At 38.0% G+C, this 15262-nt stretch carries 14 protein-coding genes and 1 pseudogene; 5 read left to right on the top strand and 10 right to left on the bottom strand.

Features of this window, described 5'->3' with window-relative positions; translation table 11 throughout:
* Positions 1 to 164: 164 nt before the first annotated feature.
* The 3 genes from GVK91_RS20805 (at position 165) to GVK91_RS20815 (ending at position 2985) form a co-directional block, all read left to right on the top strand.
* A complete protein-coding gene (locus GVK91_RS20805) occupies positions 165 to 782 on the top strand; it encodes a porin family protein (RefSeq protein WP_075994116.1) in 618 nt (205 codons plus the stop codon).
* A gap of 116 nt (positions 783 to 898) precedes the next feature.
* Positions 899 to 2035 (top strand): AI-2E family transporter, encoded by a 1137-nt coding sequence (locus tag GVK91_RS20810; RefSeq protein WP_153847229.1) that lies wholly within the window; start codon positions 899 to 901, stop codon positions 2033 to 2035.
* 335 nt (positions 2036 to 2370) lie between these two features.
* Entirely contained in the window at positions 2371 to 2985 is a 615-nt protein-coding gene (locus GVK91_RS20815) for a porin family protein (protein WP_153846787.1), read from the top strand.
* 69 nt (positions 2986 to 3054) lie between these two features.
* Here GVK91_RS20815 and rpsJ read toward each other — a convergent pair whose 3' ends face one another.
* From rpsJ to rpsL, 4 genes are all read right to left on the bottom strand, one after another.
* Complete coding sequence (gene rpsJ / locus GVK91_RS20820; RefSeq protein ID WP_028070501.1) at positions 3055 to 3360, bottom strand: 30S ribosomal protein S10; 306 nt, start codon at positions 3358 to 3360, stop codon at positions 3055 to 3057.
* 78 nt (positions 3361 to 3438) lie between these two features.
* Complete coding sequence (fusA, locus tag GVK91_RS20825; protein WP_153846788.1) at positions 3439 to 5562, bottom strand: elongation factor G; 2124 nt, start codon at positions 5560 to 5562, stop codon at positions 3439 to 3441.
* A gap of 131 nt (positions 5563 to 5693) precedes the next feature.
* Positions 5694 to 6161, bottom strand: coding sequence for a 30S ribosomal protein S7 (gene rpsG, locus GVK91_RS20830; protein WP_046671863.1), 468 nt, complete (start codon positions 6159 to 6161; stop codon positions 5694 to 5696).
* Between the two features lie 19 nt (positions 6162 to 6180).
* Complete coding sequence (gene rpsL, locus GVK91_RS20835) at positions 6181 to 6594, bottom strand: 30S ribosomal protein S12 (protein WP_079641421.1); 414 nt, start codon at positions 6592 to 6594, stop codon at positions 6181 to 6183.
* A gap of 611 nt (positions 6595 to 7205) precedes the next feature.
* On the opposite strand from rpsL, the gene GVK91_RS20840 reads away from it, so the two are divergent.
* Positions 7206 to 7622 (top strand): hypothetical protein, encoded by a 417-nt coding sequence (locus tag GVK91_RS20840; RefSeq protein WP_227550228.1) that lies wholly within the window; start codon positions 7206 to 7208, stop codon positions 7620 to 7622.
* Positions 7623 to 7687: 65 nt separating this feature from the next.
* Here the strand turns inward: GVK91_RS20840 and GVK91_RS20845 are convergent.
* The 4 genes and pseudogenes from GVK91_RS20845 to fsa all read right to left on the bottom strand — a co-directional run.
* Positions 7688 to 7954: pseudogene (locus tag GVK91_RS20845) on the bottom strand (S1 RNA-binding domain-containing protein); the annotation flags it as partial.
* Positions 7955 to 8294: 340 nt separating this feature from the next.
* On the bottom strand, positions 8295 to 10427 hold the full coding sequence (rnr, locus tag GVK91_RS20850; RefSeq protein ID WP_153846790.1) for a ribonuclease R: 2133 nt from the start codon (positions 10425 to 10427) through the stop codon (positions 8295 to 8297).
* A gap of 251 nt (positions 10428 to 10678) precedes the next feature.
* Positions 10679 to 11107: a Fur family transcriptional regulator gene (locus tag GVK91_RS20855; RefSeq protein WP_159731159.1), complete on the bottom strand. Its 429-nt coding sequence runs from the start codon at positions 11105 to 11107 to the stop codon at positions 10679 to 10681.
* A gap of 268 nt (positions 11108 to 11375) precedes the next feature.
* Positions 11376 to 12035, bottom strand: coding sequence for a fructose-6-phosphate aldolase (fsa, locus tag GVK91_RS20860; protein ID WP_075994110.1), 660 nt, complete (start codon positions 12033 to 12035; stop codon positions 11376 to 11378).
* A gap of 181 nt (positions 12036 to 12216) precedes the next feature.
* Between fsa and GVK91_RS20865 the strand changes: the two genes are divergently transcribed.
* Positions 12217 to 13437: an MFS transporter gene (locus GVK91_RS20865; protein WP_153846791.1), complete on the top strand. Its 1221-nt coding sequence runs from the start codon at positions 12217 to 12219 to the stop codon at positions 13435 to 13437.
* Here the strand turns inward: GVK91_RS20865 and GVK91_RS20870 are convergent.
* Positions 13423 to 13974, bottom strand: coding sequence for a retropepsin-like aspartic protease (locus GVK91_RS20870; protein WP_235032969.1), 552 nt, complete (start codon positions 13972 to 13974; stop codon positions 13423 to 13425). The genes GVK91_RS20865 and GVK91_RS20870 overlap by 15 nt on opposite strands.
* 18 nt (positions 13975 to 13992) lie before the next feature.
* The gene (locus tag GVK91_RS20875) at positions 13993 to 14931 is read right to left on the bottom strand and encodes a malate dehydrogenase (RefSeq protein WP_159731161.1); all 939 of its coding nucleotides are present in this window, start codon (positions 14929 to 14931) and stop codon (positions 13993 to 13995) included.
* Positions 14932 to 15262 lie beyond the last annotated feature (331 nt).

The raw sequence follows: 15262 nt of genomic DNA on the forward strand, positions 1-15262 counted from the left end.
GACAATGCCAAATGGTCTAATGTGAGTTTTTTATCGTGTTTTAATTTGGTAATTAATGATTTATGGATTTTGGAATAGATATTGCAAATGGTAATGTAATAAATCTCGTACAGGAAATTATGAGATTAAATGATAAAAGAAGAAAGTAAATTAAATTAGGAAACATGAAAAAACTATTATTATCTGCAGCAATTTTATTTGGTTCATTAGGAGCCTTTGCACAAGGTGGATTGGGATATGGACTACGTGCGGGGGTAAATATTCCTAAATATTCTTTAAGTAATGAAAGTACACAATCAAATACAGGATTTTTTGTAACGGGCTATTTGGACGCTCCCGTTTCGCCCTATTTTTCTATTCAGCCGGGATTGTCTTTGCAAAATAAAGGTGGAAAGTGGACTCCAGGTTCAGCTTCTGAAATTAAAGAGAGTGTAATGTCACTTGATATTCCAGTAAACCTAGTGGCTAAATTACCTACAGGAGATTCTGGTAACTTTTTTATTGGTGCAGGACCTTATGTTGGATTCGGATTAAGTGGTAAACGTAAAGGAGAGTTAGGCGAGGGAAATGTGAAAATTGAACGTGATCTAAATTTTGGTAGCAATGAAAATGATGATCTTAAACGTACCGATTTTGGTATCAATTTCTTAGCTGGTTACCAATTGACTAATGGTTTTCAAATCAATGCTGGTTATGGTTTGGGTTTAACCAACTTAGCTCCAGGGTCAGGTGATATGGCTAAAAATCGTATTTGGTCTGTGGGTATTGGCTTCGGACTATAAGAAATATAAGTACTTAAACTTATTATGAGGAAAGAGTCCCTGCATTTGTGGGGACTTTTTTATTGGATTAAACTTAAGTCGTCTGAAATTGTTATTTTTATTCAAAAGATTGCTGCATGAAAAGATTTCTTCCTTTACCCTTTTATGTCAAGTTGGCCTGTATACTCATCAGTATACTTTTATTGGGATACTTGGCAAAGATTGGAGATACTATACTCATCCCTATGATTTTGGGCTTGTTATTCTCTCTACTGTTGATTCCGTTAAGCAATTTTTTGGAGCGGAGGCTTAGGTTCCCGAGGACGTTGGCGGGGATATTAAGCGTAATCCTGTTTTTCGGCGTTTTAGGGTACGGACTTTTTCTTTTAGCCTCCCAACTTACACTTCTTAAGGAAGATTTTCCAGCTTTTAAACAACAAATAATGGATGGTGTTGGTAATTTACAGACTTGGGTAAGCCATCAATTTGGAATTCAACACAAAGATCAGATTGATTTTATCAATAAAACAGCATCGAAGTCTGTAGATTCGGGTACTTTATTCCTAGGGACAGCATTGGTTTCCCTTTCGTCGCTATTTATTTTATTTGTCTTTACCTTTCTTTACACATTTTTCTTACTTATATACAGAGGACACATTGTTAAGTTCCTTTTATTTGTGAATCGCGTGGAGGACAGACCTATCGTTCTAGATGTCGTTAAACAGGTTCAGTATGTGGTCAAAAAGTATCTTATTGGATTGCTGATTCAAATGAGTTTGGTTTCTTTGTTGGTTTTTATAACCCTTTCGATTATTGGCGTGAAATATAGTTTACTTCTCGCTTTGATAACTGGAGTTTTCAATGTATTACCTTATGTCGGTATTTTTTCTTCCATGCTTATTATTGCCATTCTGACTTTTGCAACCTCTTCATTCACGCATGTGGTTTTGGTTATGCTTGCGTTGATCATTGTGCATTTAATCGATAGTAACTTTATTGTTCCAAAGATTGTAGGTTCTAAAGTGAAAGTGAACTCCTTATTTGCGATGCTTTCCATTATTATTGGTGAAATGATCTGGGGAATTTCGGGGATGTTTCTGGCCATTCCAATTTTGGCTATCGTTAAGATTGTGATGGACCGGATCAAAGAACTTAAACCTTGGGGATTTCTTTTAGGGGAAGAAGATAGTAAAGATGAGGTATATAAGGATTTATTTGGGACGTTAAATCCTCTTGAAAAGAAGATTATAGAAGAAAATGAGACGAAGGGATAATTTTTTTAGAATTGAAAGTTTAATACGAATGGTATTATAATTTTAAAGTCTAATATTAGAATTTGAACTAATTTCTAAATTATATAGTGAGGTCAAGTCTTTCGAAATAAGGTTCGGATATCTTAGTAACACTCCATGAACAAAGGCTATACCGTCATACAAATTTCCAGATTTTGACTTAGCAAAAGGATTAATTCCACATGTCGAAGAATCTGGAGATCAGTTTGAAGTGTATTGTCGATATATGTTGGGTTATTTAATAAATGGATAACTATTTTTCTCTTGTATTTTAGAAAATTTTAACCTATTTTCGTTTTGTATATAATTTATTATTAATGAAAAGAAAGTTACTCTCAATCGCTGCGCTATTATGTTTTATTACTGGTGCAAAAGCACAGACTTCTTATGGTTTTAAGGCTGGTGCAACTTTTCCTAAAATGACCGCGTCACTAGGAAGTGTATCGGTTTCGACAGAATCATCTACGTCATTTTATTTGACGGGCTACTTAGACGCTCCTTTGGCAAATAATTTTTCTATACAGCCTGGTTTATCGCTTCAAGGTAAAGGCGGGAAAGGATTGACACTTATTGACTTTGAAGAATTGGGAAATAATGTGAAATTGGATTTAATGTATCTAGAGTTACCTGTAAATTTTGTATATAGTATTCCCACGGGAAATTCTGGAAATGTTTTCTTAGGAGCTGGACCATATGCTGGATTAGGGCTGTCCGCAAAAGCCAAAGCAGAAAATGTGAAAATTGACGTCGGTTTTGGAGATAATAAATTGAAGCGTTTTGATGCCGGAATTAACTTTTTAGCGGGTTATCGTCTATCAAATGGCTTTTTGATTAATGGTGGATATGGCTTGGGACTAGTTGATATGGCGGGGGGTGAAGGAGGTTCTTTAAAGAATCGCGTTTTTTCAATTGGAATCGGTTATCAGTTATAATCTAGGCTAAAATATAAAAAGGGGCTTTTCTCGCGAAAGGCCCCTTCTTGTTTCAGTGACTGAAATCTATCACACTTTGATTTCTACTTCAACACCTGAAGGTAATTCAAGTTTCATCAATGCGTCAACAGTTTTAGCGTTTGATGAATAGATATCCAACAATCTTTTGTAAGCACACAATTGGAATTGCTCACGTGCCTTTTTGTTAACGTGTGGTGAACGTAATACCGTATAGATTTTTTTCTCAGTAGGCAATGGAATAGGACCACTAACAACTGCACCTGTAGGTTTTACTGTTTTTACGATTTTTTCAGCTGATTTGTCAACCAAATTGTAATCGTAAGATTTCAATTTAATTCTGATTCTTTGGCTCATAGTATATGATATTATTTAAAAATGACCGCTGATTAGAGCTATTAACAACCAGCGGTCGGTTTATTTTTGAGTTCTATATTATTCTACAGAACCTTTGATTTTACCTTTTGATTTTGCAATCACCTCTTCAGCAACGTTACGAGGAGCTTCAGCAAAGTGATCAAATTCCATTGTAGAAGTTGCACGACCTGAAGTGATTGTACGTAATTGAGTTACGTAACCGAACATCTCAGAAAGTGGAACCAATGCTTTGATTACTTGTGCACCGTTACGTGAATCCAAACCTTGCATTTGACCACGACGACGGTTTAAGTCACCCATTACATCACCCATGTTTTCTTCTGGTGTTAAAACCTCTATTTTCATAATTGGTTCCATTAACACTGGAGAACATTTAGGCAATCCTTCACGGTATGCTTGACGAGCAGCTAATTCGAAAGACAATGAATCTGAATCGACAGCGTGGAACGAACCATCAATCAAACGAACTTTCATTCCTGATAATGGGAATCCTGCTAATACACCATTTTTCATTGAAGTTTCAAATCCTTTTTGAACTGAAGGGATAAATTCTTTAGGAATTTTACCACCAACGATTTCATTAACGAATTGAAGCGGTGATTTTGATAAATCGAAATCTTCATCCGCTGGAGAAATAACAACTTTGATATCCGCGAATTTACCACGACCACCTGATTGTTTTTTGAATACCTCACGGTGCTCAGTAGTACCGTTGATAGACTCTTTGTATGATACTTGAGGAGCACCTTGGTTAACCTCAACTTTAAATTCACGTTTCAAACGGTCGATCAAGATCTCTAAGTGAAGCTCACCCATACCAGAGATAACTGTTTGACCAGTTTCTTCGTCAGTTTTAACAACGAATGTAGGATCCTCTTCAGCCAATTTACCAAGACCAATACCTAATCTATCAACGTCAGCTTGAGTTTTAGGCTCAATTGCCAAACCAATTACTGGCTCAGGGAAAGTCATAGACTCAAGAATGATAGGTGATTTTTCGTCACAAAGTGTATCACCAGTTTTGATGTCTTTGAAACCTACAACAGCACCGATATCACCAGCTTCGATGAAAGGGATAGGGTTTTGTTTGTTCGCATGCATTTGGAAGATACGAGAGATACGCTCTTTGTTTCCTGAACGCGTGTTCAATACATAAGAACCTGCATCTAACTTACCAGAGTAAGCACGGATAAAACATAAACGACCTACAAATGGGTCAGTCGCAATTTTAAAACCTAAAGCTGCGAAAGGCTCGTTTACAGATGGTTTACGTGTGATTTCTTCACCAGTATCAGGGTTAGTACCTTTTACAGCCTCGATATCAAGAGGTGAAGGCAATAATTCCATTACTAGATCCAACATGGTTTGAACACCTTTGTTTTTGAAAGATGAACCACATACCATAGGAACGATCGCATTATCTAATACTGCTTTACGTAAAGCATCTAAGATTTCGCGCTCAGTTAACGAATTCGGATCTTCGAAGAATTTCTCCATCAAAGTCTCATCATAACCAGCTACTGCTTCTAATAATTTTTCACGGTATTCAGCAACTTCGTCCAACATATCCTCAGGAATAGGAACTTCAGTAAAGGTCATACCTTTATCATGCTCATTCCATACAATACCACGGTTGTTAATTAAATCAACAACACCAGTGAACGTATCTTCAGCGCCAATAGGTAATTGTAATGCTACAGCATCAGAACCTAGCATTGATTTTACTTGACCAACAACTTTTAAGAAGTCAGCACCTGAACGGTCCATTTTATTAACGAAACCGATACGAGGAACAGCATAGTTATCTGCCAATCTCCAGTTAGTCTCTGACTGAGGCTCAACACCATCAACCGCAGAGAATAAGAATACTAATCCGTCTAATACACGTAATGAACGATTTACCTCAACCGTGAAATCCACGTGTCCAGGAGTATCGATAACGTTAACTTGGTATTTATTACCACGGTATTGCCAGAAAACTGTCGTAGCAGCAGAAGTAATTGTGATACCACGCTCAGCCTCTTGCTCCATCCAGTCCATTGTTGAAGCACCTTCGTGAACCTCACCAATTTTATGGTTTACACCTGAGTAGTAAAGGATACGCTCAGTTGTTGTAGTTTTACCAGCATCGATGTGGGCAGCGATACCGATATTTCTAGTGAATTTTAAATCTCTTGCCATAATATTTTTAAGCAGCGGACCTTAATGGTCTTATGTGTTTAAATGTAATGTTAAATAAGTACACCGACCTTGATAAAAGATTATTTTTATCGGAGGTCGGTGTAATCATATTTTTTTGAATGTCTTCAAAATTAGAATCTGAAGTGTGAGAACGCTTTGTTAGCTTCCGCCATTTTGTGCGTATCTTCTTTCTTCTTAACAGCAGCACCTTCACCTTTAGAAGCTGAAATGATTTCTCCTGCTAATTTTTCGAACATTGTTTTTTCACCACGTTTACGAGCGTATGAAATTAACCATTTCATACCCAAAGCGATTTTACGATCTGGACGAACTTCCATAGGAACTTGGAAGTTAGCACCACCAACACGGCGTGATTTAACTTCAACAGCAGGCATAACGTTGTTCAAAGCTTTTTTCCAAGCTTCTAAACCGCTTTCTTGTGTTTTTTGTTCTACTAATTCTACTGCGTCGTAAAAAATAGAATAAGCGATAGATTTTTTACCATCTACCATCATATTGTTTACGAAACGTGTTACCTGAACGTCATTAAACTTTGGATCAGGTAAAATGATTCTCTTTTTCGGTTTTGATTTTCTCATTTTTCTTTCCTCCGTTTAATTATTTCTTTTTACCTTTTGCTGGAGCTGCAGCTACTTGTCCTGGTTTAGGACGCTTAGTTCCATATTTAGAACGACGTTGGTTACGACCTGCTACACCTGAAGTATCTAATGCACCGCGGATGATGTGGTAACGTACACCTGGTAAATCCTTAACACGACCACCACGAATCAATACGATCGAGTGCTCTTGTAAGTTGTGACCTTCTCCAGGGATGTAAGCGTTGACCTCTTTACCGTTTGTTAAACGTACACGAGCTACTTTACGCATTGCTGAGTTTGGTTTTTTAGGGGTAGTAGTATATACACGTGTACATACACCTCTTCGCTGTGGACATGAGTCCAACGCTGGTGACTTACTCTTATCAACCAGAGCTACTCTACCTTTTCTAACTAATTGTTGAATAGTAGGCATTTACCTGTTTTTGTTTATAAATTTTTTTACCTTAAATATTTTAAGTTCGCAAAGATACTGATTCCCTTTTGAATATGAAATAGTTAGTGCGTAAAATTTAGATTATTTTTTGAATTGGCGCTGCTCTTTTCTTGAATATACCTTTGTCCTTCTTTTATTACCTCTTCATGCTTCTTTATTATCTCACCATCCTAATGACCTGGTCGCCGTCTTCGGGATGTTTGGCTGCTTGACCAGCATCTTCATCATTTGTACGCTTCCACCATCAAACTATTTTGCACGAATGTAGGGTATAATCAGTTAATCAACCCACGAACGCTGTGATATGTTGCCAAAATGGAAGAGTTAACTACTCATGGTCGACTGTACAAAAATATAGACGATTATAGGGTGATCGGACAGCCGCTCGATGGGTACATAAGTTTTTTCTAATCCGCCGTAAGCTATTCTTTCTCTGTATAATATTCTTTAACGGTAGTCTTTTGTCCGAAATTTTTCATCTACTGGTTTTCAAGTATATTGCTTGCTTTGCGTGTTTTTGCGTTCTGTTTGGCAAAGTGTTTGATAAAACGTATAAATATTTAGTAGAAACAAATTAATGTATTCAAGTTATGAAAATCAAAATGAAATTTATGTATGCGGTGGTATTAGCCTTAGTCACTTTCGCTTTTGTCGGATGTTCAAAGGATAAAGATGAACCTATTCAAACAGGTGGCAGTATAGATGCGGCTGTGGGAAACTATAAAGGGACAATTAAAATTATTGGCGGCGCGGAAGTCTTCAATCAGATATTAGTAGTCACCAAGGTTAATGATAAAACAGTCAAAGTTGCTGCTCAGAATGCTGACTTAAAGCTTCCTGTAAGAGAGATTCAAGTTTCAAATAATTATAATATGAGTATTCAGGCTTTACCAAACGAGCCTCAGGGCAGTTTCATATTTACGTTTGAAAATAAGGGGTTAATGTTCTTAGCACAAAGAACAGAAGAAGGACAATTACAGTATTCCTTTGAAGGAACTAAACAATAAGTTTTGTTTATTTAACAATAAACCCCGCATCAGTATTACTGATGCGGGGTTTTTATTTAAATGCATTACGACAGGAATGCAAAATCAATCTGCCACTTATCCAGATCCACTTTCTTCACACGGATCTGAACTTCATCACCCAATTGGAAGTTCTTCTTTTTCCGCTGGTCAATAATCGCATAGTTTTTCTCGTCAAGGACGTAAAAGTCATCGGTGATATCCCGAAGCCTAACCATACCTTCATATTTGTTTTCTTCAATCTCTCCATACATACCCGATTTGGTTACACTAGAGACAATAGTAGCCTATTCTGTACTGATATGATCCTCTAGAGATGCTTTCTATTTTTATTAAATCCCCTGAATTATACTTTTACGAGTGTTGAATTTCTTATAATGGGGTGTATTGTGATTAATATACTGGTTTCTGAGTATTTTATTGTTCTGTTTTTCTTAATTGAAAGGTGTTTAGTATTTTAGATGAAACTTTTTTGGTTTAAAGAATTAATTGAAATTTTAAAGGTAAATTATGAAAAGAAAATTTATTAAAATCGCTATGTTTTCGATGTGTTTATTGTCTTGTGCGAAAGACGATGTAAAATTTCAGAAGGATATTTTAAATTTTGCTTTTACTTAACAAAAAATCCGGAACATTTGTTCCGGATTTTTTGTTTTAAGACAACAACGTAAAATCAATTTGCCGTTTATCCAGATCCACTTTCTTTACGCGGATTTGAACCTCATCACCCAACTGGAATTTCTTTTTCTTCCGTTGACCAATAATGGCATAGTTCTTTTCATCAAGTACGTAAAAGTCATCGGTGATATCCCGAAGTCTGACCATTCCCTCACATTTGTTCTCTTCAATCTCCACATACATACCCCATTCGGTAACACCCGAGACAATACCCGTATATTCCGTGCCGATCTGATCCTGCAAGTATTCTGCCTGTTTGTACTTAATCGACGCACGTTCTGCTTCAGCCGCCTTTTTCTCCATTTGGGAAGAATGTTCGGCCATCTTCTCATAATGCTCCGCATTGATTTTGGCACCTCCCTCCAGATAGAATTGTAAAAGACGGTGTACCATCACATCGGGATAACGACGGATAGGGGAGGTAAAATGGGTGTAATAATCGAATGCTAATCCATAGTGACTTGTCTTCTTTGTTGTATAGATCGCTTTGGCCATCGAACGTACAGCAAGTGAAGTCAGCATATTTTGCTCTTTGCTACCTTCTATTTTGGTCATCAAAGCATTTAAGGATTTAGCTGTTTCTTTATCTGTTTTGATGGTCAATTTATGGCCAAACCGCGCTGCAAATTGAGAGAAAGTTGTCAAAGTCTCCGGATTAGGTACATCGTGGAACCGGTATACAAAAGTAAGCTTGTTTTTTCCCCGTCCTTGTTTGCCAATAAACTCGGCAACCTTCCGGTTGGCCAATAACATAAAATCTTCAATCAGCTTGTGTGCATCCTTGCGGACTTTGGTATATACCCCTGTAGGTTTTCCATTTTCATCCAAGATGAATTTTACCTCCTCACTTTCAAAGGCTATTGCACCATTTTTAAACTTACGTTCGCGCAGAATATAAGCCAGTTCATTTAATTTCAGGATCTCTTCACTGAAATCTCCCGATTTCGTTTCGATCACCTCCTGTGCTTCTTCATAACTGAAACGTCGGTCGGAATGGATGATCGTACGGCCGAACCATTGATCATGCACATTGGCTTTTTCGTCCAATTCAAAAACGGCCGAAAAACAAAGTTTATCTTCATGCGGACGTAACGAACAGACGCCATTAGAAAGACGCTCCGGAAGCATCGGAATAACGCGGTCAACCAGATAAACGGATGTGCCGCGGTTGAATGCTTCTTTGTCCAATTCTGTGTCGGGTATGACAAAATGCGAAACATCCGCAATATGAACACCGATTTCATAATTGCCATTCTCTAATTTTTGAAAGGAGATGGCATCATCGAAATCTTTTGCATCCGCTGGGTCAATGGTAAAGGTCGTAACGTTTCTAAAATCACGTCGCTTTGCAATTTCTTCCGCGCTTATTTTTTCCGAAATCTGATTGGCTTCAGCTTCAACTTTTTTAGGGAACTCCAATGGGAAACCATAGTCGGCCAAAATAGCGTTCATCTCGGTGTTATTTTCACCTTTGGTGCCCAAGACATGTTTGACCGTTCCAACAGGATTCTTGCTCCCGCTTGGCCAGTCGATAATCGACACGACCACTTTTTCTTTGTCCTTGGCTCCATTCAGATTGTCCAAAGGAATAAAAATGTCGTGTAGCATCTTGCGGTCATCCGCAATAAAAAAAGCAAAATTATTGGAGATGCTGATCGTTCCCGTGAAATCAGTCTTGGCCCTCTGCAGGATTTCAACGACTTCACCCTCTTTCTTACGGCCACCTTTTCTTTTTTCGAAGGTATGGACCTTGACAATATCGCCATGGAGTGCCTGTCTAAGTTTCCGCGGAGCGATATAAATATCGTTTTCAAATTCATCATCAGGAATCACATATGCGGAGCCATCGGCAGTCATATCTACCTTTCCTGTGACATAAACTTTAAGTTGCTTCAGATTAAATTTGCCTCGTTCGATCTCAATAAAAAGTCCATTTCTTACATTATCATGTAAAATATCGGCTATAGCGACTTTCGAGTCGTTATCGGTAAGGTTCAATTTTGACGAAACTTGCTTATAGTTGAGCGGCTTATTACCCGATTTTTCGAAGATATCGATGATCAGTTGCGTTAAGACCTCCTTATATGGATTCTCTTTTCTTGTTTTCATCCAATTATTATTTATTATTTATTCATTTGCATCGATTTTCCTATTTCAGCGAACTGGCTGTGATAGCGAATTTGCAAATTCAGCCTATTACAACAGATCATGAGCAAGCCGTACATCAAGATCGATGCTCAATACAATGTACGAAAAAAACAGCATTTGACACGACAATAACAAGCTAAACGGAGCATCTTCCGATAGCCAATGTATAGACAGTTCAGCCGAAAAATAGTTTTGGATTCGTACAGCCTGATTTACTTTTTGCAATGATTGCACACACCAAGTGCATTTACGGCTATCGCTTCGAGACTAAAGCCTTCTGGGATTGATACTTTTGGTAAGGTCATATCTTCCAGGCAGTATACTGAATTGCATACCCGGCAAATAAAATGCACGTGTTGGTCATGATGATCGTGTTCTGAACAGTTTGTCGAACACATGGCGTAAGTAGCTGTACCATGGAGATCAAAGATTTTATGGATAATCCCTTTCTCTTCAAAGCTGGCCAATACCCGGTATAATGTGACACGGTCAATATCCTTGCCCAGTAATTTCTCCAGTTCCGGCTGTGAAATTGCGGACTCTTTCCTCGAAATAATTTCAAGTACCTTCAACCGGGGTTGGGTAACTTTTAAACTATTTCGTTTGAGAATTTCTGGATATACAGTGTTGGAATCTTCCATGGATTTCTTCGTTAAGCCTTAGATCAAATACAAACTAAGAGAAATTTACTTTTATTTGCAAGTTTAAAAACTATCCGACGAATTTATTCATCGTATTTTTTCCCCTTTGCATAGACCATTAACGAACATAAACGGACCATTTCCTTTCTCAGAGATGCTTTTGACAGTACAAAAATACGGAATCTATTAAAAATAAGAAAACCGATAAGTTTAAGATTAGTGTCATCTTACTTATCGGTTTTCGTTACTATATGGAAATATAGGAATCTTATTTGCCTGCAGCTTTAGCGTGATCAGCTAAGAATGTCGCTAGACCGCTGTCTGTCAATGGGTGTTTCAATAAGGCTAGGATCGCTGATAAAGGACCAGTCATAACATCAGCACCGATTTTAGCACATCCTAATATGTGTGCGCTGTGACGTACAGAAGCTGCTAAAATTTGTGTAGGATAGTTGTAGTTATCATAGATTAAACGAATATCTTCGATCAACGCTAATCCATCTGTAGAAATATCATCCAAACGACCGATAAAAGGAGATACATAGGTTGCCCCAGCTTTAGCAGCCAATAGTGCTTGACCAGCTGTAAATACCAATGTACAATTTGTTTTAATACCTTTTTTGCTGAAATATTTAATTGCTTTTACGCCATCTTTGATCATAGGGACTTTGACAACTATCTTGCTGTCAAGAGCTGCTAACGCTTCTCCTTCTTTGATCATTTCTTCATAATTTGTAGAAATAACTTCAGCACTGACATCGCCATCAACGATTGCACAGATCGCTTTATAATGGTTGATTACGTTTTCATCACCGCTAATACCTTCTTTAGCCATTAAACTTGGATTGGTTGTTACCCCGTCTAATACGCCTAAGTCTTGGGCTTCTTTGATTTGCTCTAGGTTCGCTGTGTCAATAAAAAATTTCATTGTATATGTTATTGAATGATAATTATTTGATTATTCTAATGTTCAAAATAATGACGCAAAGTTATTGATTATATTCCAGTATTGAAGCATTGATTTTCACCTATTGTATCTTTATTTTAGCAAAAAAGAATCTCTTCTCCTAATTTTTTGTTATACTTTTAATATAGTATTATCTTTACGTATGCAGGTTTTTCGTTCGCTCCATTATAGAAATTTCCGGTTACATGTTATAGGTCAAGCAATTTCCCTTATGGGAACTTGGATGCAGCGGATAGCCATCAGTTGGTTAGTCTATGAATTGACCGGATCTGTGTTTTGGCTTGGTTTTGTGCAGTTTATCTCCCTATTGCCTTCTTTGGTCCTGTCTCCATTTATCGGCAGTTTTGTCGATAAGCATAAAAAGTATAAATTGGTTCTGATAACCCAAATTGGTCTGATGATACAGGCTGGGATCTTGACCCTGGTCGTTTATCTGAAATGGGAGAGTGTCTTATGGCTTTCCATCTTAGGTCTTATACAAGGAGTCATTAATTCCTTCGATGTTTTGGGGCGTCAGTCGCTGATGATGTATTTGGTTGGGGACCGTAAAGATCTGCCGAATGCCATAGCGCTGAATTCAACAATTTTCAATGGTGCCCGAATGTTGGGGCCTGCAATAGGAGGTATTTTACTGAGTACATACGGTGAACTCGTCTGTTTTGCCCTGAACTTTATCAGTTTTGTTCCGGTCATTATTACATTATTGATGATGCAGGTTGATGAAACACATGTTCAACTGAGCAAGGGAAGCAATTGGGAAGGCTTGGTCGAAGGCTTTCGTTACCTTAAACGTTCACCGCATATCTCCTCACTGATTATTATCATGACATTCTCCAGCTTGATTGTTATTCCTTATACCTCGTTGCTGCCAGCCATAGCAAAAGAAATGTTTCATGGTGATGAACGTACGTTCTCCTGGTTTGAAAGTGCGGCCGGCCTGGGTGCCATGATTGGTGCATTTAATATGGCCCGTTTAAAATCGGGTACCAATTTGCGCTATCAGGTGATGGGGGCTGCTGCGCTTATGGGAGTTGCATTATTGTTTTTGGCGCATTCGAGTATGCTGCAGATGGCACTCGTCTATGTGATGTTGGTATCCTTTGCCATGATGATGCAAAACTCAAGTATCAATACGTATATTCAAACGCATGCCATACCGATCTATCGTGCCCGGGCAATCTCGTATTACGTGATGGCTTTTCAGGGGATATTTCCCATTGGTACATTGATGATAGGTTCCTTAGCCAGTTATTGTGGGCTTCGAACGACATTATACGTCATGGGTGGATTGGGTATATTGATCGCAATAGTGTACTATGGCTATCTCCGGCTCCATATCCACAAACGCCTATTTAAGTTTTAATTTCCGGGTTCTTAATTTTAAGGTGCGCTTTGCATAATCAATGACAGCGCCATAGTCTGCAAAAATATCTCCGCCCAATACGCCGATCACTGGTTCTAGATCCATCTGCTGATAGGCATAGTTGATCGAGCTTAAATCCAATACCGCAGTATTTAAGTTTTTTATCTGCCATTCACCAATTGTCAGACTCGGAATTTTTATATTGAAACTCTCCATTGAATTGGTGCCAAGTCCTGTTGATAATGTTTCTGAAGGTTCAAGCTGCAATTGGTCCTCCAAAAGATGCCCCAATTGTGTTTTATCAAATACAGTTTTAGATGCGCCAGTATCAACTACCATCTTGAACGAACGATTATATATTTCTACATCGACTAAAATGTGTGTGCCCTGGCCTTGCAAATCCAATAATTGAAATGGTACTGTTGTCATATAGCCAAACATACCCAAAAATTCCCTTAAAAAAGAAATTTTAAAACCCGCAGTGTGTGTTGAACGTTCATAAAAAAAGCTGTTATTGATAGAATAACAGCTTTTCATCTTTTTATCGTTTATGAGCTAAAGCGCTTTTATTTCTTTCAGTACATTATTCATTGTACGTACTGCTTCTGCACTTTTATTGAATTTTTCTTTGTCCTCTTCATCTAGTTGAATGGGGACGATGCGATCCCATCCCTTTTTATTGATGATAACCGGTACTCCAAGATTGATATCTTCTTGGCCAAATTCACCTTCCAAATAGACGGATGCTGTAAATAATTTTCCTTGATCACGTACGATACTTTCGACGACAGCAGCTGTTGCGGCACCCGGAGCATACCAGGCTGAGGTACCAATTAGGCTGGTCAATGTTGCTCCACCAACCATAGTTTTGTGTACAATTTCGTCTTGCTCTTCCGGGGTAAGGAAATCAGTGACTGGAATACTGTTCCACGTGGAGTGCTTGATGAGTGGAATCATCGTTGTATCTCCATGACCGCCAATGACAATGGCATTGAGATCGGCCGCAGAAGCATTCAGTTTTTCACTCAGTTGATATTTGAATCGGGCTGAATCCAATGTGCCTCCCATTCCAATAATTCTATTCTTAGGTAATCCACTTGATTTAAGTGCTAGATAGGTCATAGTATCCATGGGATTAGATACAATGACAATGATAATATCCGGAGAGTGTTTTACTAAGTTTTCGACAACGGACTTGACAATATTGGCATTTGTCCCAATCAATTCTTCGCGTGTCATTCCAGGTTTACGTGGAATTCCCGATGTAATGACGGCAACAGTAGAACCTGCAGTTGAAAGATAGTCATTGGTTACCCCCTTGATTTTTGATTCAAAACCCAATAAGGCGGCGGTTTGTGCCATATCTTGCGCTTTGCCTTCTGCAAAACCTTCTTTAATATCCAATAATACAATCTCCTCTGCGACATTTCGACGGATTAAATTGTCCGCTGTAGTTGATCCTACAGCTCCAGCACCAACAATAGTTACTTTCATATGTAAATTATTTGTTTATTCATGAGCTAATTTTCCGCTTAAATATGCATGCCGCCTTCGGCGGTTTTTATGCCACATAGGATATCCGGTCCATTTTCACGAATGCTTGTACTTTTTTTAAATGGATATTTCATGAGCATTTATGTGGATTACTAAATAATTCTTGAATTTAATCAATTATTGTCAGTAAATCAATGTATTTAGCGGGAATAACTTGTTTTTTGACATAAGAAATAGAACGAGAATTGGTTTGTGGTAACAACGCGTGATAACGCCGTCGAAAGTCAATGACTTTTATAAAATAGTAAAAAAAATAACAGGCCTGAAATTC

Origin of the sequence: Sphingobacterium sp. 18053 (assembly GCF_902706145.1) — a bacterium.
In the GTDB taxonomy this organism is placed as follows: Bacteria; Bacteroidota; Bacteroidia; order Sphingobacteriales; family Sphingobacteriaceae; genus Sphingobacterium; species Sphingobacterium paramultivorum.

What these genes read in the sequence shown, in the direction of transcription:
- GVK91_RS20855 (WP_159731159.1), bottom strand. Translation starts at nt 11,107, where the DNA reads ATGGAAGATTCCAACACTGTATATCCAGAAATTCTCAAACGAAATAGT.
- GVK91_RS20805 (WP_075994116.1), top strand. Translation starts at nt 165, where the DNA reads ATGAAAAAACTATTATTATCTGCAGCAATTTTATTTGGTTCATTAGGA.
- rpsJ (WP_028070501.1), bottom strand. Translation starts at nt 3,360, where the DNA reads ATGAGCCAAAGAATCAGAATTAAATTGAAATCTTACGATTACAATTTG.
- GVK91_RS20810 (WP_153847229.1), top strand. Translation starts at nt 899, where the DNA reads ATGAAAAGATTTCTTCCTTTACCCTTTTATGTCAAGTTGGCCTGTATA.
- rpsL (WP_079641421.1), bottom strand. Translation starts at nt 6,594, where the DNA reads ATGCCTACTATTCAACAATTAGTTAGAAAAGGTAGAGTAGCTCTGGTT.
- rnr (WP_153846790.1), bottom strand. Translation starts at nt 10,427, where the DNA reads ATGAAAACAAGAAAAGAGAATCCATATAAGGAGGTCTTAACGCAACTG.
- GVK91_RS20875 (WP_159731161.1), bottom strand. Translation starts at nt 14,931, where the DNA reads ATGAAAGTAACTATTGTTGGTGCTGGAGCTGTAGGATCAACTACAGCG.
- fsa (WP_075994110.1), bottom strand. Translation starts at nt 12,035, where the DNA reads ATGAAATTTTTTATTGACACAGCGAACCTAGAGCAAATCAAAGAAGCC.
- rpsG (WP_046671863.1), bottom strand. Translation starts at nt 6,161, where the DNA reads ATGAGAAAATCAAAACCGAAAAAGAGAATCATTTTACCTGATCCAAAG.
- GVK91_RS20870 (WP_235032969.1), bottom strand. Translation starts at nt 13,974, where the DNA reads ATGAAAAGCTGTTATTCTATCAATAACAGCTTTTTTTATGAACGTTCA.
- fusA (WP_153846788.1), bottom strand. Translation starts at nt 5,562, where the DNA reads ATGGCAAGAGATTTAAAATTCACTAGAAATATCGGTATCGCTGCCCAC.
- GVK91_RS20865 (WP_153846791.1), top strand. Translation starts at nt 12,217, where the DNA reads ATGCAGGTTTTTCGTTCGCTCCATTATAGAAATTTCCGGTTACATGTT.
- GVK91_RS20840 (WP_227550228.1), top strand. Translation starts at nt 7,206, where the DNA reads ATGAAAATCAAAATGAAATTTATGTATGCGGTGGTATTAGCCTTAGTC.
- GVK91_RS20815 (WP_153846787.1), top strand. Translation starts at nt 2,371, where the DNA reads ATGAAAAGAAAGTTACTCTCAATCGCTGCGCTATTATGTTTTATTACT.